This is a genomic window from Streptomyces sp. BRA346 (assembly GCF_052851135.1).
Genome location: NZ_JAIWIH010000007.1, coordinates 106034 through 130026, shown reverse-complemented (window position 1 = coordinate 130026; position 23993 = coordinate 106034). Strand labels below are relative to the sequence as shown.

General features: G+C 71.8%; 23 protein-coding genes and 2 pseudogenes. 7 read left to right on the top strand and 18 right to left on the bottom strand.

The window, feature by feature from the left end; genetic code table 11:
* The first annotated feature begins 26 nt into the window (after positions 1 to 26).
* The 5 genes from LCH29_RS12840 to LCH29_RS12820 all read left to right on the top strand — a co-directional run bounded on the left by LCH29_RS12840 (position 27) and on the right by LCH29_RS12820 (position 2780).
* Complete coding sequence (locus LCH29_RS12840; RefSeq protein ID WP_446461827.1) at positions 27 to 356, top strand: hypothetical protein; 330 nt, start codon at positions 27 to 29, stop codon at positions 354 to 356.
* 191 nt (positions 357 to 547) lie between these two features.
* Entirely contained in the window at positions 548 to 955 is a 408-nt protein-coding gene (locus LCH29_RS12835) for a hypothetical protein (protein ID WP_446461826.1), read from the top strand.
* 80 nt (positions 956 to 1035) lie between these two features.
* Entirely contained in the window at positions 1036 to 1797 is a 762-nt protein-coding gene (locus LCH29_RS12830; protein WP_446461862.1) for a transcriptional regulator, read from the top strand.
* Positions 1798 to 1835: 38 nt separating this feature from the next.
* On the top strand, positions 1836 to 2360 hold the full coding sequence (locus LCH29_RS12825) for a roadblock/LC7 domain-containing protein (RefSeq protein WP_446461825.1): 525 nt from the start codon (positions 1836 to 1838) through the stop codon (positions 2358 to 2360).
* A gap of 45 nt (positions 2361 to 2405) precedes the next feature.
* Positions 2406 to 2780, top strand: a complete 375-nt coding sequence (locus tag LCH29_RS12820; RefSeq protein WP_123107792.1) for a hypothetical protein — start codon at positions 2406 to 2408, stop codon at positions 2778 to 2780.
* Positions 2781 to 2785: 5 nt separating this feature from the next.
* Here the strand turns inward: LCH29_RS12820 and LCH29_RS12815 are convergent, their stop codons facing one another.
* The 3 genes and pseudogenes from LCH29_RS12815 to LCH29_RS12805 form a co-directional block, all read right to left on the bottom strand.
* Positions 2786 to 3589 carry a putative protein N(5)-glutamine methyltransferase gene (locus LCH29_RS12815; protein WP_446461824.1) on the bottom strand — a complete coding sequence of 268 codons (804 nt, stop codon included), beginning with the start codon at positions 3587 to 3589 and terminating at the stop codon, positions 2786 to 2788.
* Between the two features lie 133 nt (positions 3590 to 3722).
* Positions 3723 to 4570: pseudogene (locus LCH29_RS12810) on the bottom strand (helix-turn-helix domain-containing protein).
* Between the two features lie 21 nt (positions 4571 to 4591).
* Positions 4592 to 4897: pseudogene (locus LCH29_RS12805) on the bottom strand (DUF6879 family protein); the annotation flags it as partial.
* Positions 4898 to 4978: 81 nt separating this feature from the next.
* On the opposite strand from LCH29_RS12805, the gene LCH29_RS12800 reads away from it, so the two are divergent.
* Positions 4979 to 5248, top strand: coding sequence for a hypothetical protein (locus LCH29_RS12800; RefSeq protein ID WP_446461823.1), 270 nt, complete (start codon positions 4979 to 4981; stop codon positions 5246 to 5248).
* On the opposite strand, the gene LCH29_RS12795 is transcribed toward LCH29_RS12800, so the two are convergent.
* From LCH29_RS12795 to LCH29_RS12765, 7 genes are all read right to left on the bottom strand, one after another.
* A complete protein-coding gene (locus LCH29_RS12795) occupies positions 5241 to 6170 on the bottom strand; it encodes an oxidoreductase (protein WP_446461822.1) in 930 nt (309 codons plus the stop codon). The genes LCH29_RS12800 and LCH29_RS12795 overlap by 8 nt on opposite strands.
* Positions 6171 to 6270: 100 nt before the next feature.
* Positions 6271 to 6819, bottom strand: coding sequence for a hypothetical protein (locus LCH29_RS12790; protein ID WP_446461821.1), 549 nt, complete (start codon positions 6817 to 6819; stop codon positions 6271 to 6273).
* Positions 6820 to 7036: 217 nt separating this feature from the next.
* Positions 7037 to 9394, bottom strand: a complete 2358-nt coding sequence (locus LCH29_RS12785; RefSeq protein WP_446461820.1) for a beta-xylosidase/alpha-l-arabinosidase — start codon at positions 9392 to 9394, stop codon at positions 7037 to 7039.
* 40 nt (positions 9395 to 9434) lie between these two features.
* The gene (locus tag LCH29_RS12780) at positions 9435 to 10283 is read right to left on the bottom strand and encodes a carbohydrate ABC transporter permease (protein ID WP_446461819.1); all 849 of its coding nucleotides are present in this window, start codon (positions 10281 to 10283) and stop codon (positions 9435 to 9437) included.
* Between the two features lie 56 nt (positions 10284 to 10339).
* A complete protein-coding gene (locus LCH29_RS12775) occupies positions 10340 to 11245 on the bottom strand; it encodes a carbohydrate ABC transporter permease (protein ID WP_446461818.1) in 906 nt (301 codons plus the stop codon).
* A complete protein-coding gene (locus LCH29_RS12770; protein ID WP_446461817.1) occupies positions 11245 to 12555 on the bottom strand; it encodes an ABC transporter substrate-binding protein in 1311 nt (436 codons plus the stop codon). The genes LCH29_RS12775 and LCH29_RS12770 overlap by 1 nt, the downstream gene beginning before the upstream one ends.
* Positions 12556 to 13073: 518 nt before the next feature.
* Positions 13074 to 14126, bottom strand: coding sequence for a LacI family DNA-binding transcriptional regulator (locus tag LCH29_RS12765; RefSeq protein WP_446461816.1), 1053 nt, complete (start codon positions 14124 to 14126; stop codon positions 13074 to 13076).
* A gap of 121 nt (positions 14127 to 14247) precedes the next feature.
* Between LCH29_RS12765 and LCH29_RS12760 the strand changes: the two genes are divergently transcribed.
* Complete coding sequence (locus LCH29_RS12760; protein WP_446461815.1) at positions 14248 to 15300, top strand: endo-1,4-beta-xylanase; 1053 nt, start codon at positions 14248 to 14250, stop codon at positions 15298 to 15300.
* Positions 15301 to 15312: 12 nt separating this feature from the next.
* Here the strand turns inward: LCH29_RS12760 and nirD are convergent, their stop codons facing one another.
* The 8 genes from nirD to LCH29_RS12720 all read right to left on the bottom strand — a co-directional run bounded on the left by nirD (position 15313) and on the right by LCH29_RS12720 (position 23965).
* Positions 15313 to 15678 (bottom strand): nitrite reductase small subunit NirD, encoded by a 366-nt coding sequence (gene nirD, locus LCH29_RS12755; RefSeq protein WP_446461814.1) that lies wholly within the window; start codon positions 15676 to 15678, stop codon positions 15313 to 15315.
* Positions 15675 to 18296: a nitrite reductase large subunit NirB gene (gene nirB, locus LCH29_RS12750; RefSeq protein WP_446461813.1), complete on the bottom strand. Its 2622-nt coding sequence runs from the start codon at positions 18294 to 18296 to the stop codon at positions 15675 to 15677. The genes nirD and nirB overlap by 4 nt, the downstream gene beginning before the upstream one ends.
* 98 nt (positions 18297 to 18394) lie before the next feature.
* The gene (locus tag LCH29_RS12745; protein WP_446461812.1) at positions 18395 to 19675 is read right to left on the bottom strand and encodes a cytochrome P450 family protein; all 1281 of its coding nucleotides are present in this window, start codon (positions 19673 to 19675) and stop codon (positions 18395 to 18397) included.
* On the bottom strand, positions 19672 to 21009 hold the full coding sequence (locus LCH29_RS12740; protein ID WP_446461811.1) for a cytochrome P450: 1338 nt from the start codon (positions 21007 to 21009) through the stop codon (positions 19672 to 19674). The genes LCH29_RS12745 and LCH29_RS12740 overlap by 4 nt, the downstream gene beginning before the upstream one ends.
* The gene (locus LCH29_RS12735) at positions 21006 to 21752 is read right to left on the bottom strand and encodes a GTP-binding protein (protein WP_446461810.1); all 747 of its coding nucleotides are present in this window, start codon (positions 21750 to 21752) and stop codon (positions 21006 to 21008) included. The genes LCH29_RS12740 and LCH29_RS12735 overlap by 4 nt, the downstream gene beginning before the upstream one ends.
* A complete protein-coding gene (locus LCH29_RS12730) occupies positions 21736 to 22095 on the bottom strand; it encodes a DUF742 domain-containing protein (RefSeq protein WP_446461809.1) in 360 nt (119 codons plus the stop codon). The genes LCH29_RS12735 and LCH29_RS12730 overlap by 17 nt, the downstream gene beginning before the upstream one ends.
* Positions 22092 to 22535, bottom strand: a complete 444-nt coding sequence (locus tag LCH29_RS12725; RefSeq protein ID WP_009718089.1) for a roadblock/LC7 domain-containing protein — start codon at positions 22533 to 22535, stop codon at positions 22092 to 22094. Before LCH29_RS12725 ends, LCH29_RS12730 begins: the two co-directional genes overlap by 4 nt.
* Positions 22535 to 23965, bottom strand: a complete 1431-nt coding sequence (locus LCH29_RS12720; protein ID WP_446461808.1) for an ATP-binding protein — start codon at positions 23963 to 23965, stop codon at positions 22535 to 22537. Before LCH29_RS12720 ends, LCH29_RS12725 begins: the two co-directional genes overlap by 1 nt.
* Positions 23966 to 23993 lie beyond the last annotated feature (28 nt).

The following is a 23993-nucleotide window of genomic DNA, read 5'->3' as shown; positions in this document are numbered from 1 at the left end:
CGGTCCACCGGCGTTACGATGGCCGGGTGACCGTGACCCCAGAACCCCCCACCCCCGGCGACTGGTGGGTGACCGCGGACCAGTCGCTCACCCTCGTCGGCCACCACACCGACGCCGCCCACACCGCGCCCGATCTGCTCGCCACCCTGAGCCGGATCGGCGAGGCCCGCCGAGCCACCGACCACGCGCTCGGTGCCGCCGTCCACGCGCTGCTCGCCTCGGGCCGTACGTGGGACGAGATCGCGGGCGCGCTCGGCCACCCGGATGCCGCGTCCGCCCGGCGGGCCACCGCCGCCGCCCTCGACGGCGCCCGCCGCGCGCTGGACCGGCGCATCGGCCACCACCGCACCGGCTGACGCATCGAGAAGCCGCCTCCGGCGGGAGATTTGGGCTGTTTCGTCCATGCGTGACGGAACCTCAGAACATTGACATCCGCTACTCATTAGTCACGGGTTCCACAAAACTTTACCCGCGTCTTCACATTTCCCCCACATATGGAGTCTAGGTTCTCCATATTCGTTCGACGCACGCGGGGAGGGATGTCACGGTGCCCGGCATCGACGAGTGCCTGCTGGAGGCCATGAAACTGCCCGGCGCCCGGGGCGCCGCCGTGGTCGACTGGACCAGCGGTCTGGCTCTGGGCACGGTCGGGGAGTCGCCGAGCGGCGACCACGAGACCACGGCGGCCGAGACGGCGGAACTCGCGCGGATGGCGGCGGAATCCCCGTCCTTCGCCCCCGCCGACGGCTCCGACTGGTCGGACTGCTCGGACGCTGACATTCCCGTCAACGATCTGATCGTCAGCAACCGCGACAGCTACCACCTCCTCCAGTTCGTCCGCACCACCTTCGACAGCAGTGTCTTCCTGCATCTGTGGCTCGGCCGTACGGAGGGCAATCTCGCCCTCGCCCGCATCCGGCTGGGCGAGATGGCGCGGCAACTGGTGCTGGGGTGAGCGCCTTGCGGGCACTCTCTTCCGGTCTGCCCCGGCGGCGCCCCGCGACCACCGCCGACAGTGCTCCGGCGGGCTTGTCCATGCTGCACCGGCTCGCCGCCGAGAAGGCCACCGGCTCCTTCATGCGGGAGCGGGGCACGCTCCATCTCGCCGACGGACACGTGATCCACGCGGAGAGCCCGGACACGCCCGATCTGGAGCTGCTGCTCACCACGGGCGGCGCCCTGTCACCCGAGGAGTGGCGGCAAGCCCTCGACGCGGCCGGACCCGAACAGCGGGTGGGGCGGTTTCTGGTGGACAGCGGCCGCTTCCCCGAGGGCGCGCTGGAACTGTGCCACCTCGGGGCGCTGTACGACGCGGCGTTCTTCGTCCTCGGCCCGGACGATGGCCCGGCCCGCTTCCGCTACGGGGTCGGACACTGGCTGGGAGCCGTGCGCCCGGTGCCGGTCGACGCGGTGCAGCGTGAGACATCGCGCCGACAGGAGCTGCTGCACGAGATCTGGCCGGAGGACGCGGCGGACACCGAACCGCTGTCGCGGACCCGGCTCCCCCTCGACGCGAGGTTGCCGCGGCGGCAGCGCGCGGTCCTCGAGCACGTCGACGGGGTGCGCACCGCAGCCGACATCGCCCGCCTCCTGGGCCGCCCCGCCTTCCACACGCTCGTCGACGTCCGCCGTCTCGCCGCCGCCGGGATCGTGGCGCCGGCCCGCCGCCACGATCCCGTAGCGCCGACCCGGCGGCGGCCACGGCCCGAAGCCGTGGCCGCCCGGCCTCCGGAGACGTCCACCGGCCCCGACATCAGCCTCCTGCGCCGACTCAGGAACGCACTGGAGGCCCTGTGATCCGCGCGCTCGGACAGCGTGCCGAAAGGAGACAGCTCATGTCGGCCGAGGCGGAAATCCTCGACGAACTCCACCGGCTCCGGTCCCGCATGCCGCAGCTGACGGGCGCGCTCGCGGCCAGCGCCGACGGCCTCGTGCTGGCGCAGGACACCCGGGGCGTGGAGCCGGAGGGCGTGGCCGCCCTCACCGCGGCCGCCCTGGGTATCGCCCTCCGGCTCACCGACGCCACCGGGCAGGGCGGCTTCCGCGAACTCCTCCTCCGCAGCGACCGCGGTTATGTGGCCACCTACGCCGCCGGGCCGTCCGCCGTGCTGACCCTGCTGGCCGAAGGACAGGTGAACGTCGGCCGACTGCACCTGGAAGGACGCCGCTCCAGCAGCCGCGTCGGCGAACTGCTCCAGGCCACCGCGCGGGTGTCCGCCCAGCAGCCCGACCGTCCCCGCGGACAGCCATCCGCCACCCCCGGCGCGCCTCCCTTGCCCGTACGGCCCACCTCCCCCCGCGCGGGCGGGGCCCGCACCCGCTCCCGGCGCCCGGCCGCGGGGGAGACCCCGACGACGTAGCCACACCCCACACCGCAGCACCATCGCAACCCGAAGGGAACCGTCATGGCGAACACCGAATCAGCACTGAAGGACGCACTCTCGACGATCGAGGGCGCCACCGGAGCCGCGCTCGTCGACTACACCAGCGGGATGGCGCTGGGCACCATCGGAGGCGGCGCGAGCTTCGACCTGAACGTGGCGGCCGCCGGTAACACCGACGTCGTCCGCGCCAAGCTGCGCACCATGGAACACCTCGGCCTCCAGGACGAGATCGAGGACATCCTCATCACCCTGGGCACCCAGTACCACCTGATCCGGCTGCTCAAGAGCCGTGGAGGCAACGGCCTCTTCCTGTACCTCGTCCTCGACTCCGGACGCGCGAACCTCGCGATGGCCCGCCACCAGCTGAGAAAGATCGAGGCCGAACTGGAGGTCTGAATCTCTCAGCGGCCGAGGGTCCCGATCACGATCGTGGCCTCCCGCTCCTCACACACCTCCACCCGCGGGACCAGCCCGTCACCGGCGACGATGTCGAGTGCGTGCGACGCCTGCCGCTCGCTCGTCTCGAACAGCAGACTGCCGCCCGGCGCCAGCCACCCCGACGCCCCGGCGGTCACCCGGCGCAGCACGTCGAGCCCGTCCGCGCCCCCGTCCAGCGCCACCCGCGCCTCATGGACGCGCGCCTCCGGCGGCAGCAGGCCGACCTCCCCGGTGGGGACGTACGGCACGTTGGCCAGCAGCACATCGACCCGGCCGCGCAGGGCGGCGGGCAGCGGCTCGTACAGATCGCCCTCGAACACCGCCCCGCCCGCGGGCTCGACGTTACGGCGGGCGCAGCGCACCGCGGCCGGGTCGATGTCGGCCGCGTACCACTCGGCCCGGCCCCCCAGCGCCGCCACCAGCGCGGCCCCCAACGCGCCCGACCCGCAACACAGATCCACCACCACCGCGCCCGGCCGCGCCAGCGCGGCCGCCCGCTCCACCAGGAACTCCGTACGCCGCCGCGGCACGAACACCCCGGCGTCGACGGATATCCGCAACCCCCGGAACTCCGCCCAGCCGAGCACGTGCTCCAGCGGCAGCCCGGCGGCGCGCCGGTCGACCATGGCGTCTGTTTCGGCCGGACCGCGGCCTGCGGACAGGATGAGCTGCGCCTCATCCTCGGCGAACACACACCCGGCGGCGCGCAGCCGGGTGACGACGGTGGACATGCTGATGAGTGAAGGTGAAGAAGATGTAGCCGACATGGAAGCCTTTCGGGATGCCCCTGGGGCGCTCCCGGCGGTCAGCTGTGCCGCATACGGCCCTGAGGCGAGAGCACCCAGCCTGAACTGGCGTTGATGGGTCTCACCTCCTTGGTGCGTACGAGTGACGGCCACATTACCCGATCAGCGCCCGCCGGGCCTCGTGGATCAGACGGTGGGCGTCGGCCCCGTAGACGGCGGATTCGCGGAGGGCGTTCCAGGCGCGGAGATAGAGGGCGATGCTGTCGGCGTCGTTGATCCAGAGTTCCGCGTGCCAGTCCTCGACGAGCACCAGCCGCTCGTCGTGGATCCAGAATCCGTTGGAGGGATGGATCTTCAACGACGCGGTGAATGGGACGATCCCCAGCTCGACCGTGTCCAGTCGATCACGCTCATCAGCCGGTCGAGCTGTGCGGCGAGCACCGACGGCGGGCAGACACGAGCGCGGAGCGCTCCTTCCCACATGAGGATGTGGTACCGCTTGCGCGAGTCGTACAGCGCTTCCTGACGCTTCACCCGGGCGCGGACCGCGGCTTCGGTGTCTCGTGGAGACTTGTGCAGGTCGGCATTCCGGGTGAAGACCGCTCGTGCGTAGTCGGCCGTCTGGAGCATGCCTGCCACGAGACAGTTTTCCCAGATGCGCAGTGTGGCCGTGCGGTCGTGTTCAGCGGTGATCGCGTCCTGTACGGGCTTGTGCCCCGCGGCGAGTTGGCTGCGCCATGATCGGATGTGGGATTCCAGCCCGTTGAACCGGGAGAGCAGTTCCTCGGCGGCTTCCGGCTGATCGGTTGCCGTGGCCCAGGCGCGCAGATCCTCGGCTGTCGCTGTCTGGCGGCCGTTTTCCAGCTTGTAGATCTTGGAGTGCGGCCAGCCCAGTCGCTCCGCGAGTTGTCTACCGGTGAGCCGACCTCCAGGACATGACGCACGCAGCTCCCGAAGCCGCGCTCCCAGGGCCACCCGTGCCTGTTGAAAGTCAGTGCTCACCGGTCACACGGTACTTGCAGCCTACGTGGTCAGTCCCGCTGCGAACGTGTCGTACCGGACGGCGTAGTGCCATGCCGCATCCCGAACCTGGAGATAGCGGTTGACCGCCACCGGCTCCGTGATCACCTCCACGGTGAGCAGATTGTCGTCGTCATCGAAGTTGAGGAGGGCGACGAGCCGGGAGTCGAAAACCCAGAAGTCTTCGGCGGGCAGTCGCAGCCGGTCGGCGTCCGCGCGCCACATGTTGCGGATGTCCTCTCCTGCCGCACAGTTCCGCTTGGCGCCCTCAAGCAGATAGAGCTGCCCGGGAGTGGGCGGGTTGTCGACACCGGATACGAGCTGTCGAAGGACGGGCCCAGGCGGCCCATCCACCCCGAGTTCACGTCCAGCAAGGTCGTCCCGCTGGACGTGGCTCACTGGCTGCTGAAGCCGCCGTCGTTCATCCAGGGCACCTGGTCCGACCCCGCCGAGGCAGCTGACTGGTTCGCCGAGCAAGTGCGCACGCACATGGCGGGCTTCGTCCCGGAGGCGGACAAGGCCTCCCGCGCGGTGCGGGCCTGGGAGGACGTCGTCGGGGGCTGGTACCTCGCGGGGCAGCGGTTCCTCTCCGTCTGCCTGGTCGCGTGCAGCCCGCACCGTATGCGGCCCGAGATCCCCTGCCCGCAGCGGCTCACGTGAGCGCCCCGTACCGCACCCCCGTGAGCTGTTCCGAGGCCGCCCACAGCTGGCGGGCCGCCTTGTCGCTGAGGGTCCACTTGGCGCGGGCCGCCCGGGTGGGGGAGCCGGGGCGGAGGCCCTGGAGGGGCGGGCCGACGTAGTCGTCCTGCCGGATGCCGGGGGCGGTCGCCGCGTAGAGGGTGGGCAGCGCGCCGCGCTCCGCGGGCTGGGCGAAGTAGCGGTTGCCGATCTCCATGAAGCGCTCCTTCGCCCGGTGGCCCTCCATCTTCGGCGCGGCGGACATCAGGTTGGTCGCGGCGTAGCCCGGATGGGCGGCGGCCGCCACCAGGGGGAGGCCCGCGGTGCGCAGGCGGTGGGCCAGTTCGTGGGTGAAGAGGAGATTGGCGCTCTTGGAGCGGGCGTAGGCGACCCAACGCCGGTATGTGCGCTGCATGGAGAGGTCAGCCGGATCGACCGTGCCCAGCAGGTGCATGAAGCTGGACACGGTGACCACGCGGGCGCCCGGCCCGGCCTCCAGCAGCTTCGGCAGCAGCAGTCCGGTGAGCGCGAAGTGGCCGAGGTGGTTGACGCCGAACTGCATCTCGAAGCCGTCGGCCGTCCGGCGGTACGGGAGAGCCATCACGCCGGCGTTGTTGATCAGCAGATCGAGCCGGTCTTCCGGGAAGTCCGCGGCGAAGGCCCGTACGGACGCCAGATCCGCCAGGTCCAGCGGCGCGAACCGCACCGCCGCGCCCGGCGCCTCCGCCCGGATCCGCTCCTCGGCGTCCTTGCCGCGCCCCGCGTCCCGGCACGCCAGCACCACCTGGGCGCCGCGCCGGGCCAGTTCGCGGGCGGTGGCATAGCCGAGGCCGCTGTTGGCGCCGGTCACCACGGCGGTGCGGCCGGTCTGGTCGGGGATGTCGCTCGCGGTCCAGCCCTTCATCACGCACTCCTTCGCGGTCTGCGTTATGCGCCGGTAGCCCTCGCTCGGAGCGACAGCCTAAGCGCGCGGCCGTGAAGGTGCGACACCATGTGCCGGGGCCTCAGATTCCCGGATCTAGCAGATGCGACTCTGCCAGCTCCCGGTGCCGCCCCTCGCCGAACACTTCGCCGATCACCATGCCCGGGAACTCGATCGGCTCCGTACGGCCCGCCAGGGCCACCCGCACCCGCCACCGCTCCCCGTGATGCTCCGTCAGCACATCCGCCCACTGGCGTGACGGCACCTCCACCCCGAGCAGCGTCGGGCCGCCCTCATGCCCGTACTCCCGGAACGCGTGGACGAAGGGAAGCTCCCGCAGGAGCCACGCCAGATGCGCCCACGCCGGGGAGGACGCCGCGGGCGCCCCACCGGCCGTGTCGACGACGGCGCGGGCATCCGGTTCGGGTGCCTGACGGAAGGTGCACGACCGGTCGACGGCGTCCAGGCGGGTCAGCTCCCTCCCCAGCGGGCCTCCCGTGAGCACCCTGTCCGAGACCTGCTGGAAGAACTCGGACACCGCCACGTCCTGCTCATCCTGACTGCCGGGAGCGGCCTCCGGCCCGCCCAGCGGCTCGTACGAGGACACGTACCGGAAGATTCCCTTGCCCATGCCCGCTGCCTTCCCGCTCTCCGCGCACCAGAACCCGGCGCACCAGAACCATTGTCGGACCCGTGGGGAGGATCTCCCCATGACGCGATCGAACGGGGAGGGTCGATGACGGACGCGCGCGCCCGGGCCGCTCTGGACGACCGGTGGCTGGTGCACGCGCTGGCGGGGCCATCGACGGCACGGGGCACTGGGATGCGCCTTGCGCCCCGCCCGCCCGCTACTTCACCCGCGCCTCGCACACCAGCCGCCGCCGGTGGTCCACCCGGCGCTCGGGCCCGGTCAGCGTCAGCGGGACGGTGTGGCGTACGTCGGCGTCGGCGCTGGAGGACGCCAACCGCAGCTCCAGCGCGCCCGGTTCCACGATCCGGCTGCCGTCCCGGTCCACCGGGTACGCGGCCATGTCGGCGTGGAAGGTGAAGTGCACCTCGGCCGACTCGCCCGGGCCGAGCGGCACCCGGGCGTAGCCGACGAGCCGCGCCACCGGGCGGGCGGTGCGGGCCACCGGGTCGTGCAGATACAGCTGCACCACCTCGGTCCCGGCCCGGTCGCCGGTGTTGCGCACGGTCAGCCGTACCGTCGTCTCGCCGTCCGTCGCCACTTCGGCGGCGTCGGCCTCCGGCCGCTCCCAGGCGAACGAGGTGTACGTCAGCCCGTGGCCGAAGGGGAACAGCGGGGTCGGGTCGACGGTGCTCGCCCCGCTGAGGTGGCCGAGCGGCGGTTGCAGATACGTCCAGGGCTGGCCGCCGGGCGCGTACGGCACGCTCACCGGCAGCCGCCCGGACGGGCTGACGCGCCCGCCCAGCACACCGGCCACCGCCGGGCCGCCCTCCTCGCCGGGGAAGAACGCCTGCACGGCGCCCGCCAGCAGCCCCGACCAGCGGCCGAGGGCATACGGGCGGCCGGTGAGCAGCACCAGCACCACGGGCGTACCGGTGGCCAGCAAGGTGTCCAGCAACGCCCCCTGCTCGCCGGGGAGTTCGAGGTCGGCGGCGTCGCACCCCTCGCCGGAGGTGCCGCGGCCGAAGAGCCCGGAGCGGTCGCCGAGCACGGCCACGCACACCTCGGCGTCCGCCGCCATCCGGGCCGCCTGCGCCAGGCGGCTCTCGGCGGTGAGCGCCGCCGCCCCCGCCGAGCCGGGCCCGGCCGGGGCGGTGGGCGCCGGGCCGGGCGGGGCGCACCCCTCGGCGTGGCTGATCCGGGCGTCGGGCAGCTCGGCGCGCAGCGCGGCGAGCAGCGTCGGCACCTCGACGCCCATGGGCAGGTCGGGGTGTTCGATGCCGACGTGGCGGGGGAAGGTGTAGCAGCCGAGCATGGCGGCGGGGTCGTCGGCGAGCGGCCCGACGACGGCGATGCGCGCGGTGGGCGCCAGCGGCAGCACGTCCCCGTCGTCGGCGAGCAGCACCACGGACTCCTCGGCCAGCTGCCGCGCGACGGCCCGCATCGCGGGCGGGTCGAAGTCGACGCTGTCAGGGGCCTCCGGCGACCAGTCCGGGTCCAGCAGCCCCAGTTCGCCCTTCTGGGTGAGCACCCGGCGCACCGCCCGGTCGACCAGCCGCTCCGGCACCTCCCCGGCCCGTACGGCGTCCCGCAGCGGGGTGCCGTAGCAGCGGACGGCGGGGAGTTCGACGTCCACGCCCGCCGCGAGGGCGAGGGCGGCGGCGCGCCCGGGGGAGTCGGCGACGCGGTGGGCCAGCTCCAGGAAGGAGACGCCGAAGTAGTCGGCGACGACGGTGCCGGTGAAGCCCCACTGCTCCCGCAGCAACTCGGTCAGCAGCCATGGGTTGGCGGCGGAGGGGACGCCGTCGAGGTCGTTGTAGGAGTGCATCACCGAACGTGCCCCGCCGTCCCGCAGCGCCATCTCGAACGGCGGCAGGATCATCTCCGTCAGCTCCCGCGGGCCGATCGAGGCCGGTGCGTGGTTGCGGGCGCCGCGCGAGGCCGAGTAGCCCGCGAAGTGCTTGAGCGTGGCGATGATCCCGGCGGATTCGAGGCCGCGGACGTACGCGGTGCCGACGGTCGCGACCAGATACGGGTCCTCGCCGATCGACTCCTCCGTACGCCCCCAGCGCGCGTCCCGCACCACGTCCAGCACGGGCGAGAGCCCCTGGTGGACGCCGACCGAGCGCATCGATCCGCCGATCAGCGCGGCGGCCCGCTCCACCAGCGCCGGGTCGAAGGACGCGCCCCAGGCGAGCGGGGTGGGGAAGACGGTGGCGCGCCAGGCGGTGAACCCGGTCAGGCACTCCTCGTGGACGAGCGCCGGGATCCCGAAGCGGTTGGCGGCGGTGATGTGGGCCTGGGCGCGGGCGAGGGCGGCGGCGCCTTCGGCGGGTTCGACGGGGGCGGTACCGAAGGGGCGGGTCAGCTGGCCGAGGCCGTGCGGAAGGAGGCCGTCGAGGTCCACGGCCTCCGCCACCTCATGCTGGAGCGGCGCGACGTCCCCGCCCGCCTCGGTCTCCGAACCCGGCCACACGCTGTACAGCTGCGCGAGCTTCTCCTCCAGCGTCATGAGGGAGAGCAGATCGTCCGCGCGGTCCTCGGCGGGGAGGGAGGTGTCCTGCCAGGGGTGAGGCATGAAGCTCCTTGTGGTGAGCGGCGAACTGGGGGCGGCCGGATTATTTGCCGCCCACACCCATCAGACCGTTGATCAGCTGGCGCCGCGCGAACAGATACACGAGGAAGATCGGGACGATGGACAGCACGACCGCGGTGAGCAGCGCCGGGGTGTCCACCCGGAACTCGCCGACGTAGTCGTACAGGCCCAGCGTCAGCAGCCGGTTGCTCTTGGACTGGGTGAGGATCAGCGGGAAGAGGAACCCGTTCCAGGCGTGCAGCGCGGACATCACCCCGACCGTGGAGATCCCGGACCGGGACAGCGGTACGACCAGCTGGAGCAGCACCCGGGTCGGGCTCGCGCCGTCCAGCGCCATCGACTCGTACATCTCCTCGTCGATGTCGCGCATCGTGCCCACCAGGATCAGCACGCTGACCGGGAGGGAGAACGCGGCCGTCGGCAGGATGACGGCGAGGAGGGTGTCGTACAGATGCAGCTTGGTGATGACCAGGTAGATCGGGATGATCACCGCTTGGGAGGGGATCGCGAGCCCGAGCAGGAAGAGCTGGAAGATCCGGCGGGAGGTGCGGCTGCGGGTGCGGACGACGCTGTAGCCGACGGTCACCGACAGCACGATCACGAGCGCCGCGCAGACGGCCGTGACCAGCGCGGTGTTGAGGAGGTAGTGGAGGAAGCCGGAGGTGAGCACCCGCCGGTAGTTGGCGAGGGTGGGGTGGTCGGGCAGGGCCAGCGGGCCGTCGTCGATGTAGCCGTCGCGGGTCTGGAAGGTGGCCGCGACCAGCACGTACAGCGGCAGCCCGACGATCACCAGCCAGATGAGGGAGCCGAGCCCGGCGGGATAGTTGCGGCGGGACAGACCCCGGCGGCGTTGGCGGGGGCGTGACGCCACCGGGGTCCTTTTCGGCGTATGGACGCCGTTTCGGGGGCGGCCGTGCAGGACGTCGGTCACATGCCCTCCCGGGTGCTGCGCATCGTGGTGAAGCCGGTGAGCCGTACGAGCAGCAGGGAGACGGTGGTGGCGACGACCACCAGGATGGTCGCGACGGCGCTCGCGTAGCCGAGGTCGAACGCCTGGAAGCCGTTCTTGTACATCAGGTACGGCATGATCGTGGTGTCGGTGCCGGGACCGCCTTTGGTGAGGATCAGGACCGTGTCGAAGAAGGTCAGCGCGCCCACCACCATGATCACCGACGAGGTGACGATGGTGTTCCGCAGCTGCGGCAGGGTGATCGAGAAGAACTGGCGTACGGTGCCGGCGCCGTCGATCGCCGCCGCGTCGTAGAGAGACCGCGGGACGGCCCGGGCGCCGCCCTGGTAGATCAGCGTGTGCAGCGGGATGAACTGCCACGCGGTGACGAAGAGGACCGCGCCGAACGCACCCGTGGAGCTGCCCAGCAGATCGCCGTCCTCGAACCCGAGGGCCGGGCCGATGTCGGCGATCAGGCCGAAGTTCGGGTCCAGCAGCGACTTCCACACCAGCGCGAGCGCCACGGACGACCCCAGCAGCGGCAGGAAGAAGATCGCCGACAGCACGGCCCGGTTGCGCTGGTGCCCCGCCGCCCAGACCCCGAGCAGCAGCGCCAGCGGGGTCTGCACCAGCCAGGTCAGCACGGTCAGGACGAGGCTGAGCCGGATGGCCTGGTGGGTGTCGGGGTCGTCCCACAGCCGGGTCCAGTTACTGAGGCCGGTCCACTGCGGGGTGCCGATGCCGTCCCAGTCGGTGAAGGCCAGCGCGACGACGAGGACCATGGGGGCGACGGCGAAGAAGACGAAGAACAGGGCGCCGGGCAGGGCCCAGGCGGCGCTCGGCCGCCCGACGCTCTTGCTGTGCCGGATCGCCGCGTTGGCCATCACATGCCCTTCATGGCGTCGACGAACGCCGTCGGGCTCAGCTGGCCGTTGAACAGCTTCTGCACGTTGGTGTGCAGCGGCGGGGTGTACTTGGCGGGCAGCGCCTGGTCCCAGGAGAGCGTGAAGTCCGGGGCGTCCCGCACCATGTCGTACTGGAACTTCGCGTACGTGGGGTTCTCGTGCCCGTTCAGCAGCGACGACGCGTCGGAGGTCGTGGGGACGTCGCCGTTGGCGATCAGCGCCTTGGCGTAGTCCTGCTTGGCCGCGAACTTCACGAAGTCGATCGCCGCCTGCTGCTTCTTGCCCTTCAGCTTTCCGCTGATCGACCAGTAATTGGTCGGGTTGCCGACCACGTTCTTGGGGTCGCCGGTGCCGCCGGGGACGGCCGGGAAGGTCGTCCAGCCGAGGCCCGACTTGGCGAACGCGGGCTGGTTGGCCTGCTGGTTGGCGTACTCCCAGCTGCCCATCAGATGCATCGCGGCCTTGCCCTTGGCGAAGTACGTGGACGCGCCGTCGGCGGTGTAGTTGACCGACTTGTAGTTCTTGCCGAACGCGCCGCGGTCCACCAGGTCCTTGATGGTCTCCGCCGTCTTCAGCACCGCCGGGTCGCCCCAGGCGTCCTTGCCCTCGCTCTGGATCTTCTTGAAGACCCCGGCCCCGCCGTAGCGGTCCACCAGGTACTCCACCCACATCAGCTCGGTCCACGGGTCGGTGCCGGCCACGACGAAGGGGGTGATGCCCTTGCCCTTGAAGGTGCCGATGAGCTTGATGATGTCGTTCCAGGAGGTGGGCGGCTGGGCGCCCGCCTTCTTGAAGACGTCCTTGTTGTAGAAGAGGATCACCGGCTGCATGCCGCGCATCGGGATGCCGTAGTGCTTTCCGTCGATGCCGCCCGCGTCGAGGATGGAGGGGATGAACCCCTGCTTCAGCGACGGGTCCTTCTTCATCGCGGGCCCGAGGTCGAGCAGCATGTCCTTCTTCACGAACTCGCTGATGCTGCCGCCGCCCCAGTTGAAGAACACGTCCGGGGCGTTGGGCGTGCCCATGGAGGTGCGCAGCTTGTCCGAATAGCCGTCGCCGGGCACCTGGGTGAGCTTGACCTTGATCTTCGAGGTCTTGTTGAACCGCTCGACGACCTGGCGCTGCACCTTGGTGGAGGGGTCCTGGTAGACCCAGACGCTGATGTTCCCCTCGCCCGACCCTCCGGGCCCACTGCTTCCGCAGCCGCTGAGCGTTCCCCCCACCACGAGCGCGGCTGCCGCCGCGAGGCCCGTCGCACGGAGGGATGACCTTGACCGAGGTATGCGCATCACGTGCCTTCCGGAAGTAGCCCGATAATTCTCGGAAGCGGTTGCGTGGACGGTATGGGGGGTCTGATGCGGTGTCAATACCTCGGGCAGCGACGCGGCCTCAGTCCCCCACCCCGCCCCTTCCCGAAACCGGGGGCAAGCCCCCGGCCCTCCGCGGCGGGGAGCCACCCCAGGGGCTCCGCCCCTGGACCCCGTTCCAGCGCAGCCCTCGGCCACGGCGGCTCGCTATGGGGGCTCCGCCCCGGTCCGCGTCACGGGGACTCCACCGGGCTTCGCCTCGGGCCGCCACAGCGGCGCCGCTCCCGGTCCCGCCGGGGCTCTGCCCCAACCCCGCCACCGGGGCTCTGCCCCAGCCCTGCCGCAGCGGCGCCGCTCCCGGCCCCCGATCGCCGGCTTGGGCTGGTGTACCGGACGCGCTTCGGGCGTGTCCTCAAGCGCCGGACGGGCTGGAAAATCCAGCCCGTCCAGGGGGCACCTCCCAGCGGTAGCCCCGGGTTCGGGGAGGGGCGGGGCGGGGGTCAGGCTCCGGCCGGTGGGGCGGTGCTGGCTCGGATCATCAGCTGGGTCGCGAGTTCCACGCGGGGGGAGTCGATCTCCTCGCCGCGCGCCTGCCGCAGCACCGTGCGGGCCGCCAGTTTGCCCATGTCGGCCAGGGGCTGTCGCACCGTCGTCAGGGGCGGGGCGGACCAGCTGACCTCGGGGAGATCGTCGAAGCCGACCACGCTCACATCCTCCGGCACCCGCAGCCCCCGCCTCCGCAGGGCCTCGATCGCGCCCAGCGCCATCTGGTCGCTGGAGGCGAAGACGGCGGTCGGCGGGGTGGGGGAGGCCATGAGCTGGTCGCAGCCGTGGAAACCGGATTCGTGGTAGAAGTCCCCCTGGGCGACGAGAGCTTGATCGAACGGAACACCTGCCGCCTCCAGGGCGGCCCGGTGTCCGTCCAGCCGCGCCCGGCTGCACAGCAGCCGCGGCGGGCCCGCGATGAAACCGATACGGCGGTGCCCCAGGCTCAGCAGGTGTTCGGTGGCGGCCAGGCCACCGGCCCAGTTGGTGGCGCCGACCGTGGGCGCCGCGGGGCCGTCGAGGGCGGGGGAACCCGCGGGGTCGACGACCACGATGGGGACGTTCAGCCGCCGCAACTCGGCGTGGACCACCGGCTCCAGGACGGACGTCACCAGGATGACCCCGTCCGAGGCGCGGGCCCGCAGGTTCTTCATCCACTGCCGGGTCGAGCCCGCCCGCCCGTGGATGGCGGAGACGACCGTACCGACCCCGTCCTGGTGCGCGACCTCCTCCACACCGCGGATGATCTCCACGGCCCAGGGGCTGTCGAGGTCGTTGAAGACCAGGTCGACGAGGGCGGCGCGGTCGCCGGGGGCGGACGGGCGGCGGCGGTAGCCGTGGAGACGTAGCAGGTCCTCGACCCGGGCCCGGGTCTCGGGGGAGACGTCCGACCGTCCGTTGACGACCCGCGAGACCGTGGGCACGGACACCCCGGCCTCCTGGGCGATGGCGGTGATCGTCACCTTGGGCTTGGTACCGCCGTCGGGGCCCGCGCTCTCCGTAGCCATTTCCGCCTCCTCCGTTGACGGGCGTCACGCCCGCCTCTAACTTTCCGGTCGCACCCTCGGAACCTTGCAGAAGTCTTCCGGAAAACCGGAACAGACGTGAAGAGAAGAGAGGGACACTCCCATGAAGCTCCAGCTCCTGAGCTTACGCAGAGCCCACGCCACCGCACTGCTCGCTTCCGCGGTGCTCGCCGTCACCCTCGCCGCCCCGACCCAGGCGGCCGCCAACCCCACGCTGCGCGAAGTCGCCGACCGCACCGGCCGCTTCGTCGGCACCGCGGTCAACGACGGACGCTTGAGCGACGGCACCTACGCGAACATCGCCAAGAGCGAGTTCTCCAGCGTCACCGCCGAGAACGCCATGAAGTGGGACTCGGTCGAGCCGAACCGGGGCCAGTTCAACTGGGCCGCCGCCGACCGTCTCGTCTCGTTCGCCCAGGCCAACCGCCAGAAGGTGTACGGGCACACCCTGGTCTGGCACAGCCAGATGCCGAACTGGCTGGCCAACGGCTCGTTCTCCAACGCCGAGCTGCGCACCATCATGACCGGCCACGTCACCACCCAGGTCGCCCGCTACAAGGGCAAGGTCCAGCGCTGGGACGTGGTCAACGAGGCGTTCAACGAGAACGGCACCCTGCGCGCGTCCAAGTTCTCCAACCAGCTCGGCCAGTCGTATATCGCCGACGCCTTCCGGGCCGCGCGCGCCGCCGACCCGAGCGCCAAGCTGTTCATCAACGACTACAACACCGAGGGCACGAACGCGAAGAGCGACGGCCTGTACAACCTGGTCAAGTCGCTGAAGTCGCAGGGCGTGCCGATCGACGGCGTCGGCTTCCAGAGCCACCTGATCGTGGGCCAGGTCCCGTCGACGATGAAGGCCAACCTCCAGCGCTTCGCCGACCTCGGCGTGGAGGTCGTGATCAGCGAGCTGGACATACGGATGGCCACCCCGGCCAACGCCACCAAGCTCCAGCAGCAGGCCAACGACTACAAGGCGGTGGCCCGGACCTGTCTGGCGGTCGCCCGCTGCACCGGCATCACGGTGTGGGGCTTCGGCGACCGGGACTCCTGGGTGCCGGGCACCTTCCCGGGCCAGGGGGCGGCCAATCTGTACGACACCAACTACCAGCCCAAGCCCGCCTACAACGCCTTCCGCGACGGGCTCGCCGGGTCGTAGGCGTCCAGGCGTCTAGGCGGCCACGGCCTCCTCCGTGCGCGTGGCGTACGCCTGGACGGTGACCGTCTCATCGTCCAGGCACCGCCCCGTCTCCAGGTCGAAGCGCTGCTTGAGCAGCGGCGAGGCCACGAACGGCCGTCCGTCCGCCGAGCCCAGCAGCCCCCGGGAGAGGACGTACGCGCCGGTGAAGGGGTCGCGGTTGTCGATCGCGTACGGACGGCCCGCCCGGTCCAGGAAGACCGCCACCTGGCGGCCGTCCGGCAGCAGGGCGGCCACGCCGCGGCCCGGGATGAGGTCGGTGAGGCCGCAGATCGCGAACCACCGCTGGTCGACGAGGAGTTCCACGCGGAGGTCGATCCGCTCGGGCGCCATGGTCATCGGCTCGAAGTCCCTTCGAGAGTGCGTGCGGTACGGACGGGGATGGTGGGGCCGGACAGCAGCGTCAGGTCCGGCTTGACCTGGTCGCGCTCGGGGACGAAGGCGACCGTCGGGTCGGGCGATTCGGGCGCGTTGACGAAGGAGACGAAGCGCCGCAGCCGCTCGGGGTCGTTGATGGTCTCGGCCCATTCGTCGCGGTAACCCGCCACGTGGTCGGCCATCAGCGCCTCCAGCTCGGCGCACAGCCCCAGCGAGTCGTGGACCACCACGTCCCGTACGTGGTCCAGGCCGCCCTCGATCCGCTCCAGCCAGGCCGAGGTGCGCTCCAGCCGGTCCGCGGTGCGGATGTAGAACATCAGGAAGCGGTCGATGAGCCGGATCAGCCCCTCGTCGTCCAGGTCCTGGGCGAGCAGATCGGCGTGGCGCGGCTCGGCGCCCCCGTTGCCGCCGACGTACAGGTTCCAGCCGCCTACGGTGGCGATGATGCCGAAGTCCTTGCCGCGCGCCTCGGCGCATTCGCGGGCGCAGCCGGAGACGGCCGACTTCAGCTTGTGCGGGGAGCGCAGGCCCCGGTAGCGCAGCTCCAGGTCGATGGCCATGCGCACCGAGTCCTGGACGCCGTAGCGGCACCAGGTCTGGCCCACGCAGGACTTCACGGTGCGCAGCGCCTTGCCGTACGCGTGGCCCGATTCGAACCCGGCGTCCACCAGCTTGGCCCAGATCACCGGGAGCTGGTCCACCCGGGCGCCGAACAGGTCGATCCGCTGACCGCCCGTGATCTTCGTGTAGAGGCCGAAGTCCCGGGCGATCTCGCCGATCACGATCAGCTTCTCCGGGGTGATCTCGCCGCCGGGGATGCGCGGCACGATCGAATACGATCCGTTGCGCTGGAGGTTGGCCAGGAAGTGGTCGTTGGTGTCCTGGAGGGCGGCCTGTTCGCCGTCGAGGACGTAGCCGCTGGCGCCCAGCGTCGGGGCGAGCGAGGCGATGATCGAGCCGACGGCCGGCTTGCACACCTCGCAGCCGTCGCCGGTGCGCGCCTCCTCGCGGCCGTGGCTGTCCAGCAGCTGCGCGTAGGTGGTGATGCGCAGGGTGCGGACGATCTCGTACAGCTCCGCGCGGGTGTACGCGAAGCAGCCGCACAGCCCCTTGTCGACGCTGATCCCGCTGGCCTCCAGCTCGCCGCCCACGAGCGTGGTGAGCGTCTTGACGCAGCTGCCGCAGCCGGTGCCCGCCTTGGTGCACTTCTTCACCTCGGGCACGGTGGTGCACTCGTGCTCGGTGACCGCCGAGCGGATCGAGCCCTTGGTGACGTTGTGGCAGCTACAGATGACCGCCTCGTCGGGCAGCGCGGACGGGCCGAGCGCGGCGGGCGCGCCGAGCCCCGCGGGCAGCACCAGCTGCTCGGGCGCGACGGGCGGCACGGAACCGGTCAGCGGCCGCAGCATGCCGTACGAGTCGGCGTCGCCGACCAGCACCCCGCCGAGCAGTTCGCCGCCCGCGCCGATCACCAGCTTCTTGTAGACGCCCGCGCGGGAGTCGGAGTAGACGACGTCGAGACAGCCGTCGGCGGTGCCGTGGGCGTCGCCGAAGGACGCCACGTCCACGCCGAGCAGCTTGAGCTTGGTGGAGGTGTCGGCGCCGGTGAAGCCCTCGCAAGCAACCGCGGCGAGGTCGTCGGCGACGGTCTGCGCCATCTCGTACCCGGGCGCGACCAGCCCGTACACCTTGCCGTCGGCGGTCAGCGCGCATTCGCCGATCGCGTACACCGCCGGATCGCTGGTGCGGCACCGCTCGTCGACCGTGATGCCGCCGCGCTCGCCGACGTCCAGGCCGCAGTCCCGGGCCAGCTGATCGCGGGGGCGCACCCCGGCCGAGAAGATCACCAGGTCGGTGTCGATGGACGAGCCGTCCGAGAGGGCCATGGCGGTCACCGCGCCATTGGAGTCGGCGGTGATCTCCTTGCCGCCGACGCCGGTGTGCACGATCAGCCCCATGTCCTCGACGGTGCGGCGCAGCGCGGCGCCGCCGCCCTGGTCCACCTGGAGCGCCATCAGCCGCTCGTTGAACTCCACGATGTGCGTGGTCAGCCCGAGCCCCTTGAGGGCGCCCGCCGCCTCCAGGCCGAGCAGCCCGCCGCCGACCACGGTGCCGGTCGCCCGGTCCTTGGCGTACTCCTCGATCGCGAGCAGGTCCTCGACCGTGCGGTAGACGAAGCAGCCCTCGCTGTCCTTGCCGGGCACCGGCGGGACGAACGGGTACGAGCCGGTGGCCAGCACGAGCGTGTCGTACGTGACGGTGAGCCCGGAGCGCGCGGTGACCGTGCGCGCCTCCCGGTCGATGGCCTCGGCCGGGTCGCCCAGGTGCAGCTCGATGCCGTGCCGCTCCATGAAGCCGTCTTCGACCATGGACAGATCGTCCGGGGTCCGGCCGGAGAAGTACGAGGTCAGCTGCACCCGGTCGTAGGCGGGCCGGGGCTCCTCGCACAGCACCACGACCCGGGCGCGGGCGGTCACGCCCCGGTCGGCCAGGCCCTCCAGGAAGCGCTGGCCGACCATGCCGTGCCCGACGAGCACGATCGTGGGGGCAGTCTCGGTCTTCGGTGCGCTCAACGTCATGCCAGGAAGCGTGCGGGAGTGCTGTTTCCCGACCGCATCACCATCGTTTCCCGGACGAAACGCTGCCCTCAGCGCGCCGCCCGGGTGGCTGTGAGCCCCTACCCCAGGGTGATCGGCAGCTTCTGCGGGCTGTTGCCGACGAAGCTCCGGTGCGGCACCAGCTGATCGTCCGGAACGGCGAGGTCGAGGCCGGGGAAGCGGGTGAAGAGCGCCTCCAGCGCGATCACGGCCTCCATCCGGGCCAGCGGGGCGCCCAGACAGAAGTGCGCGCCGTGGCCGAAGGACAGATGGCGCGCCGCCCGGGTCACGACGAAGCGGTCCGCGTTCGGTCCGTACGCCCGCTCGTCGCGCCCCGCGGAGGTGTACGAGACGAGCACGGGCGCGCCCTTCGGGATCACCGCGTCGCCGACGGGCAGGTCCCTGGTGGGGTAGCGGAACGGGAAGTAGCTGACCGGGCTGTCGTACCGCAGCGTTTCCTCGACCACGTCGTCCCAGGTCGCGGCGGAGGAGCGGACCAGCTCCAGCTGATCGCGGTGGTTGCACAGCGCCCGCACCGCGTTGGTGATCAGGTTGAGCGTGGTCTCGTGCCCCGCGATGATCGTCAGCATCAGGGTGCCGATCAGCTCCTCCTCGCTGAGCCGGTCCCCGTCCTCCGCACGCGCCGCGATCAGCGCGCTGGTCAGGTCGTCGCCCGGGTCCTTCATCCGGGCCGCGGCCACCTGGCCGAGAATCGCCACCATCTCGCGGTTGGCCTCCGGGACCCGCTCGGGGGCGGTGCCGGTGGAGACGATCTCGTTGGACAGCTCGTGCAGCCGGTCCTGGTACGCCGCGTCGACGCCCAGGAGCTGGGAGATCACGCTCATCGGCAGCGGCATCGCGAAGTGCCGGCGCAGATCCGCCACCCCGTCCGGGTCCGCGGCGGCGGCCTCGCCCAGCCGGTCCAGCAGCGTGCCGGTCAGCTCGTGCACGACCGGACGCAGCGCCTCCATGCGGCGCGGGGTGAACGCGCGCGTCACCAGGGACCGCAGCCGCTTGTGGTCGTCGCCGTCGGCGGTGGTCATGCCCCGCACGGTGGCGAAGGTGAGCATCGGCCAGCCCGGCGGAAGCTCCCCGTTCCGGAGGGCGGCGAAATGGCAGGCGTTCTTGGCCACGTCGGGGTGAGTGAGGAAGCCCTTCAGCTCCTCGTGCCGGGTGACGGCGTACGCCGGTACGTCACCGGGCAGCAGGACCGGGACCGCGGCCCCGCGGGCACGTAACCGGTCGTTGACCGCGTGCTGGTCGTCGGGGTCCAGCCGGTGCGGCGCGGGGCCGTCGTGCGGGAGGGGCCCGTCGTGCGCCACGGGGTCGTCGTGCGGGACGGGGCAGCGGCCGTCGGTCATCTGCGGTCTCCTGGAGGCGAGTCGGGCGCGTCGGACGCGTCGGACGCATGGGACGCGGTGGGCCACTGGTGAAGCGGTGGCGGGGCCGGGGCGTCGGCGGCGAGCTGCGGCGCGGAGAACCGCACGGGCAGCCCGGCCAGCCCCTTGGACCAGGGCGAGGTGATCCACGGAAGCTGCTCCTCCGGCACCGCGATCTCCAGATCCGGCAGCCGGTGGCGGAGCGTGTCCACGGCGGTACGGGTGATCAGCCGGGCCGGATCCCGCGCCGGGCAGGCGTGGGGGCCCGCGCCGAACGCGAGATGCGAGCGGTTGCCGACCACCGGGCGGCCGTCCTCCGGCAGCACCTCCGGATCGGCGTTCGCCCCGGCAAGACCCAGGATCAGCATGTCCCCGGCGCGGATGTCCTGCCCGCCGAGGCGCAGATCGCGGGTGGCGTAGCGGCCGGGGAAGTTCTGCGTGGGCGGATGGCGCCACAGCACCAGGTCGAGCGCGTCGTCCACGGTGAGATGGCCACGGGTCAGGGAGGAGCGGAACGCGGGATCGGTGAGCAGGATCTGTGTGGTGGAGGCGATCCAGTTCACGGTGGTCTGGTTCCCCGCCACGATGATCACCACCAGGTTGTGCATCACCTCCTCGTCGCTCAGCCCGACCGGGTGCTCCAGCAGCCACGAGGTGAGGTCCGCGCCCGGCCGCTGCTTCTTCCACGCGACCAGCTCCAGCAGGATCTGGCCCATCCGCTTGTTGGCGCCGGTGGCGGCCACGGTGGGGGCGACGATGGTGGAGATCGCGTCGACCAGCCGCGGCCCGCTCTCCTCGTCAAGACCCAGCAGCTCGGTGACCACCTGGAGCGGCAGGACGCGCGCGTACTGCGCCACCAGATCGGCCCGGTGCTGCTCGGCGAACCCGGCGACCAGCCGCTCCGCGGTGGCCCGCACCGTACGGATCAGCTCGTGCCCGTTCACCCGGCCCAGCGCGTCGGCCACCGCCGAGCGCATCCGGCGGTGCTGCGCGCCGTCCGCGAACAGCAGCGCGGGCCGCCAGCCCACCAGCGGCATCAGCGGCGAATCGGCCGGAACCCGGCCGTCGCGCAGCGGCGTCCAGCGGCGCGGATCGTGCGAGAAGTACTGCTCGTCGCGGGTGAGATGGAGCAGCTCGCGGTAGCCGATGACGAGCCACGCCTCGACCCCGGGCGCGATCTCGACCGGCACCACATTGCCGTGGTCGCGGCGCATCCGCTCGTACAGCTCGGTCAGCGGCCCGTCCAGCGCCGTCCCGTACAGCGGCACCCGCTCCGTCGCCGTACCGGCGGAACCGGTGGCGCGCGCCGCCGTCATGCCGTCTCCGTGACGGTCTCGATGAGATGGCTCACCAGCGAGATCAGCGCCTTGACCGACGACTTGTGCTCGCGCGCGTCACAGATGACCAGCGGGGTGTGGGGGAGCAGATCGAGCGCCGAGCGCAGATCGTCCTCGCTGTGCAGCACGCTGTCCGGGAAGGAGTTGACGGCCACCGAGAACGGTACGTCCAGGTCCTCCAGGTGGCCGATGGCGTCGAACGACGCCTCCAGGTCGCGGGTGTCGACCAGCGCGAGCGCGCCCAGGGCGCCGCGCGCCAGGTCCTTCCACGCGGGGAGGAAGCGCTGCTGGCCGGGGGTGCCGAAGAGGTACAGGACCAGCTCGCCGCCCAGCGTGATCCGCCCGAAGTCCAGCGCCACGGTGGTGGTGGACTTCGTCGGCCGCACCGGCGTGTCCAGCCGGGCGCCCGCCCGGCTCATGGTCGCCTCGGTGGACAGCGGCTTGATCTCCGACACCGTGCCGATCAGCGTGGTCTTGCCGACCCCCATCGGCCCGACGACCAGGATCTTCGCCGCGCCGGACACGCTGGGCTGCACGTACATGACCGTCGTGTCGTCCAGGTCGTCCAGGTCGTCCAGGTCGTCCAGGCCGTCCGCGCCGTCCGTGCCGTTCATGCCGTGGGTGTCATCCATGTCGTCGTCCACGCCGTCCGTGCCGTCGACGCCTTGCGCGCCGTCCGTGCGGCCCGTGTCGGGCATCGAGATCTCAGAGCTTGCTTTCAAGCCCATCGAGCACCTTCCTCAGCAAGTCCATATCGGCGCGCTCGGCCGCCCGGATGGGCGGGCGCGCCACGATGTGCCCCCAGTCGATTAGATCGGCGAGCAGCACCTGCACCACGGCGGGTGGCTGGCCGAGGTGAGCGGCGACCTCCGCCACCGACAGCAGCCCCTGACAGCAGCGGACGATCCGCCGGTACTCGGGCTGGAGGGCCGGGGGCAGCGCGCTTCCGGAGGACTTCACCAGCGTCTCCAGCGGCAGAGCATCCCGTGAGGAACCCGCGCGCCCCCGTGTGATCACGTATGGGCGCACCGCGGCCGTGGTGCGTTCCTCCCCGGGCTCGGTCATGGTGTGCTGATCTGCTCCCGTGGCCGACTGCTCAGATGGGCGCCGATTCTCGCCACCAGCACTTGCATCTGCTGGGCCACCAGGCCGACATCCGCCTCCGTGCCGGTGGCCACCCCCAGCGAGGCGCCCTGTCCTGCCGAGGTGAACAGCACGAACCCGCCGTCCGATTCGATCATCAGCTGTCTCACCCCCGCCTCCTCGCCGAACAGCAGCGACACCGTGGACTGGCTGGTCACCGTCAGCGCCGCGCAGGCCGCGGCCAGCGACTCGGCCTCGGCGACGCCCAGTTCGGGGACCTCTCCCGTCAGTCCCTCGGCGGAGCCGTGCCCCATGCGCAGACCGTCCTCCGAGACCACGACGGCGTGCCGCACCCCCGGAATCTGGGTCAAGGGACGCAGCATCCATCCAACGTCGGGCAGCCTGGATATGGTTCCGGCCACTACCGGCCTCCTTCTCGATCCTCTTCTCGGTCCTCGTGGTCTTCGCGGTCCCGGCCCCGGTCGTGCTCCGGACCCCGCCCCCGGTCATGGCCCCCGCCTCCGGCTCCGGCTCCGGCTCCGGCCTCCGTGGCCTCGGCCCGCCCGCGGCGGGTGCCGGACACCACGCTCGCGACGGAGGCCCGGGCGGCCTCGGGCGTCCAGGGGGCGGCGTCCGCCGCGGTGTTCCCGGATGCGGTGTCCCCGGGTGCGGTCCCGCCGGGCCCGGTGGCGGCCGTACGCGGGGCGTCGCCGCCCGGGGCGGCCGTACGGGAATCCGTCCGCGGGGCCGTACGCCGCCGGTTGCGGCGCTGCGGAAGGCCGCCGCCCGCCGGGGCGGGGGTGCCCCCGGCCGTGGCCGGGCCCGAGTCGGCGGGCTCCGCGGTCACCGGCCCCGGGTCGATGACCACCGGCTCGGCGTCCGCCTCCGGGGCGCCCTCCTGCGGCTCGGTCAGCAGCCGGTGCGGGACGAAGACCACGACCCGGGTCCCGCCGTACGCCGAGGCGGTCGACAGCTCGACGCCGAAGCCCAGCTCGCGCGACCAGCGCCCCACACACGCGAGTCCCAGCCGTGGGACCGCTCCCAGTTGGGCCAGATCCAGCCCCTCGCGGAGCTGCCCGGTGGCCTGTTCGAGGACGTCCGGCGGCATGCCGAGCCCCGCGTCGTCGATCTCGATGACCGCGCCCGCCGCCACCTCCCGGACGGAGACGGCCACCTGGGTGCGGGACGGGGAGAACACCGTCGCGTTCTCCAGCAGTTCGGCGACCGCGTGCATCAGCCCTTCGACGGCCGGTGCCACCGCGTACAGCGTCTGTCCGCCGTGCACCTCCACCCGCCCGAACTCCACGATCCGCGATTGGGCGCCGCGCACGCAGTCGAAGAGCGTCACCGGCCGGGTCTCCCGCCGCGCGGGCCAGATCCCGCACATCACCAGCAGCGTCTGCGCCTTGCGGGTCATCTGGGCGGCGGCGTGGTCGGCCTTCATCACCTCGGCCATCAGCCGCGCGTCGGCCACGTGCTGCTCCAGGCCGTCGAGCACCTGCTGCTGGACGGTCGACATGGCGTGCATGTTCCGCGCCACGGACTCGAACGACGCCTGTACGGAGTCGCGCAGGATCCGCTCGCGGCGGGCCGCCTCGTCCAGTTCCTCCCGTACGGCCGCCAGCCGGGCGATCTCCTCGGCGCGCTCGGCGGAGCGTGCCCGTTCCCGCTCGGCGGTCGCGCGTTCCTGATCGGCGACGGCCCGTTCCCGCTCCGCCGACGCCCGGAACCGGCTGACGGAGGAGCGCAGTCTGGAGACCCACAGCAGCCCCAGGAGCAACACCAGCGCCAGAACGACGGACAAGGCCACGATGACGGCCACCGTCCCCGACAGCACCTTTGACACCTCCATCCGGGACACGGCCATGAACCGGGCAGAT

Bases quoted from the DNA above. Each gene is read 5' to 3' on its own strand.
- LCH29_RS12830 (WP_446461862.1), top strand. From the start codon at position 1,036: ATGCTGCACCGGCTCGCCGCCGAGAAGGCCACCGGCTCCTTCATGCGG.
- LCH29_RS12825 (WP_446461825.1), top strand. From the start codon at position 1,836: ATGTCGGCCGAGGCGGAAATCCTCGACGAACTCCACCGGCTCCGGTCC.
- LCH29_RS12820 (WP_123107792.1), top strand. From the start codon at position 2,406: ATGGCGAACACCGAATCAGCACTGAAGGACGCACTCTCGACGATCGAG.
- LCH29_RS12815 (WP_446461824.1), bottom strand. From the start codon at position 3,589: ATGTCGGCTACATCTTCTTCACCTTCACTCATCAGCATGTCCACCGTC.
- LCH29_RS12795 (WP_446461822.1), bottom strand. From the start codon at position 6,170: ATGAAGGGCTGGACCGCGAGCGACATCCCCGACCAGACCGGCCGCACC.
- LCH29_RS12790 (WP_446461821.1), bottom strand. From the start codon at position 6,819: ATGGGCAAGGGAATCTTCCGGTACGTGTCCTCGTACGAGCCGCTGGGC.
- LCH29_RS12785 (WP_446461820.1), bottom strand. From the start codon at position 9,394: ATGCCTCACCCCTGGCAGGACACCTCCCTCCCCGCCGAGGACCGCGCG.
- LCH29_RS12775 (WP_446461818.1), bottom strand. From the start codon at position 11,245: ATGGCCAACGCGGCGATCCGGCACAGCAAGAGCGTCGGGCGGCCGAGC.
- LCH29_RS12770 (WP_446461817.1), bottom strand. From the start codon at position 12,555: ATGCGCATACCTCGGTCAAGGTCATCCCTCCGTGCGACGGGCCTCGCG.
- LCH29_RS12765 (WP_446461816.1), bottom strand. From the start codon at position 14,126: ATGGCTACGGAGAGCGCGGGCCCCGACGGCGGTACCAAGCCCAAGGTG.
- LCH29_RS12760 (WP_446461815.1), top strand. From the start codon at position 14,248: ATGAAGCTCCAGCTCCTGAGCTTACGCAGAGCCCACGCCACCGCACTG.
- nirD (WP_446461814.1), bottom strand. From the start codon at position 15,678: ATGACCATGGCGCCCGAGCGGATCGACCTCCGCGTGGAACTCCTCGTC.
- nirB (WP_446461813.1), bottom strand. From the start codon at position 18,296: ATGACGTTGAGCGCACCGAAGACCGAGACTGCCCCCACGATCGTGCTC.
- LCH29_RS12745 (WP_446461812.1), bottom strand. From the start codon at position 19,675: ATGACCGACGGCCGCTGCCCCGTCCCGCACGACGACCCCGTGGCGCAC.
- LCH29_RS12740 (WP_446461811.1), bottom strand. From the start codon at position 21,009: ATGACGGCGGCGCGCGCCACCGGTTCCGCCGGTACGGCGACGGAGCGG.
- LCH29_RS12730 (WP_446461809.1), bottom strand. From the start codon at position 22,095: ATGACCGAGCCCGGGGAGGAACGCACCACGGCCGCGGTGCGCCCATAC.
- LCH29_RS12720 (WP_446461808.1), bottom strand. From the start codon at position 23,965: ATGGAGGTGTCAAAGGTGCTGTCGGGGACGGTGGCCGTCATCGTGGCC.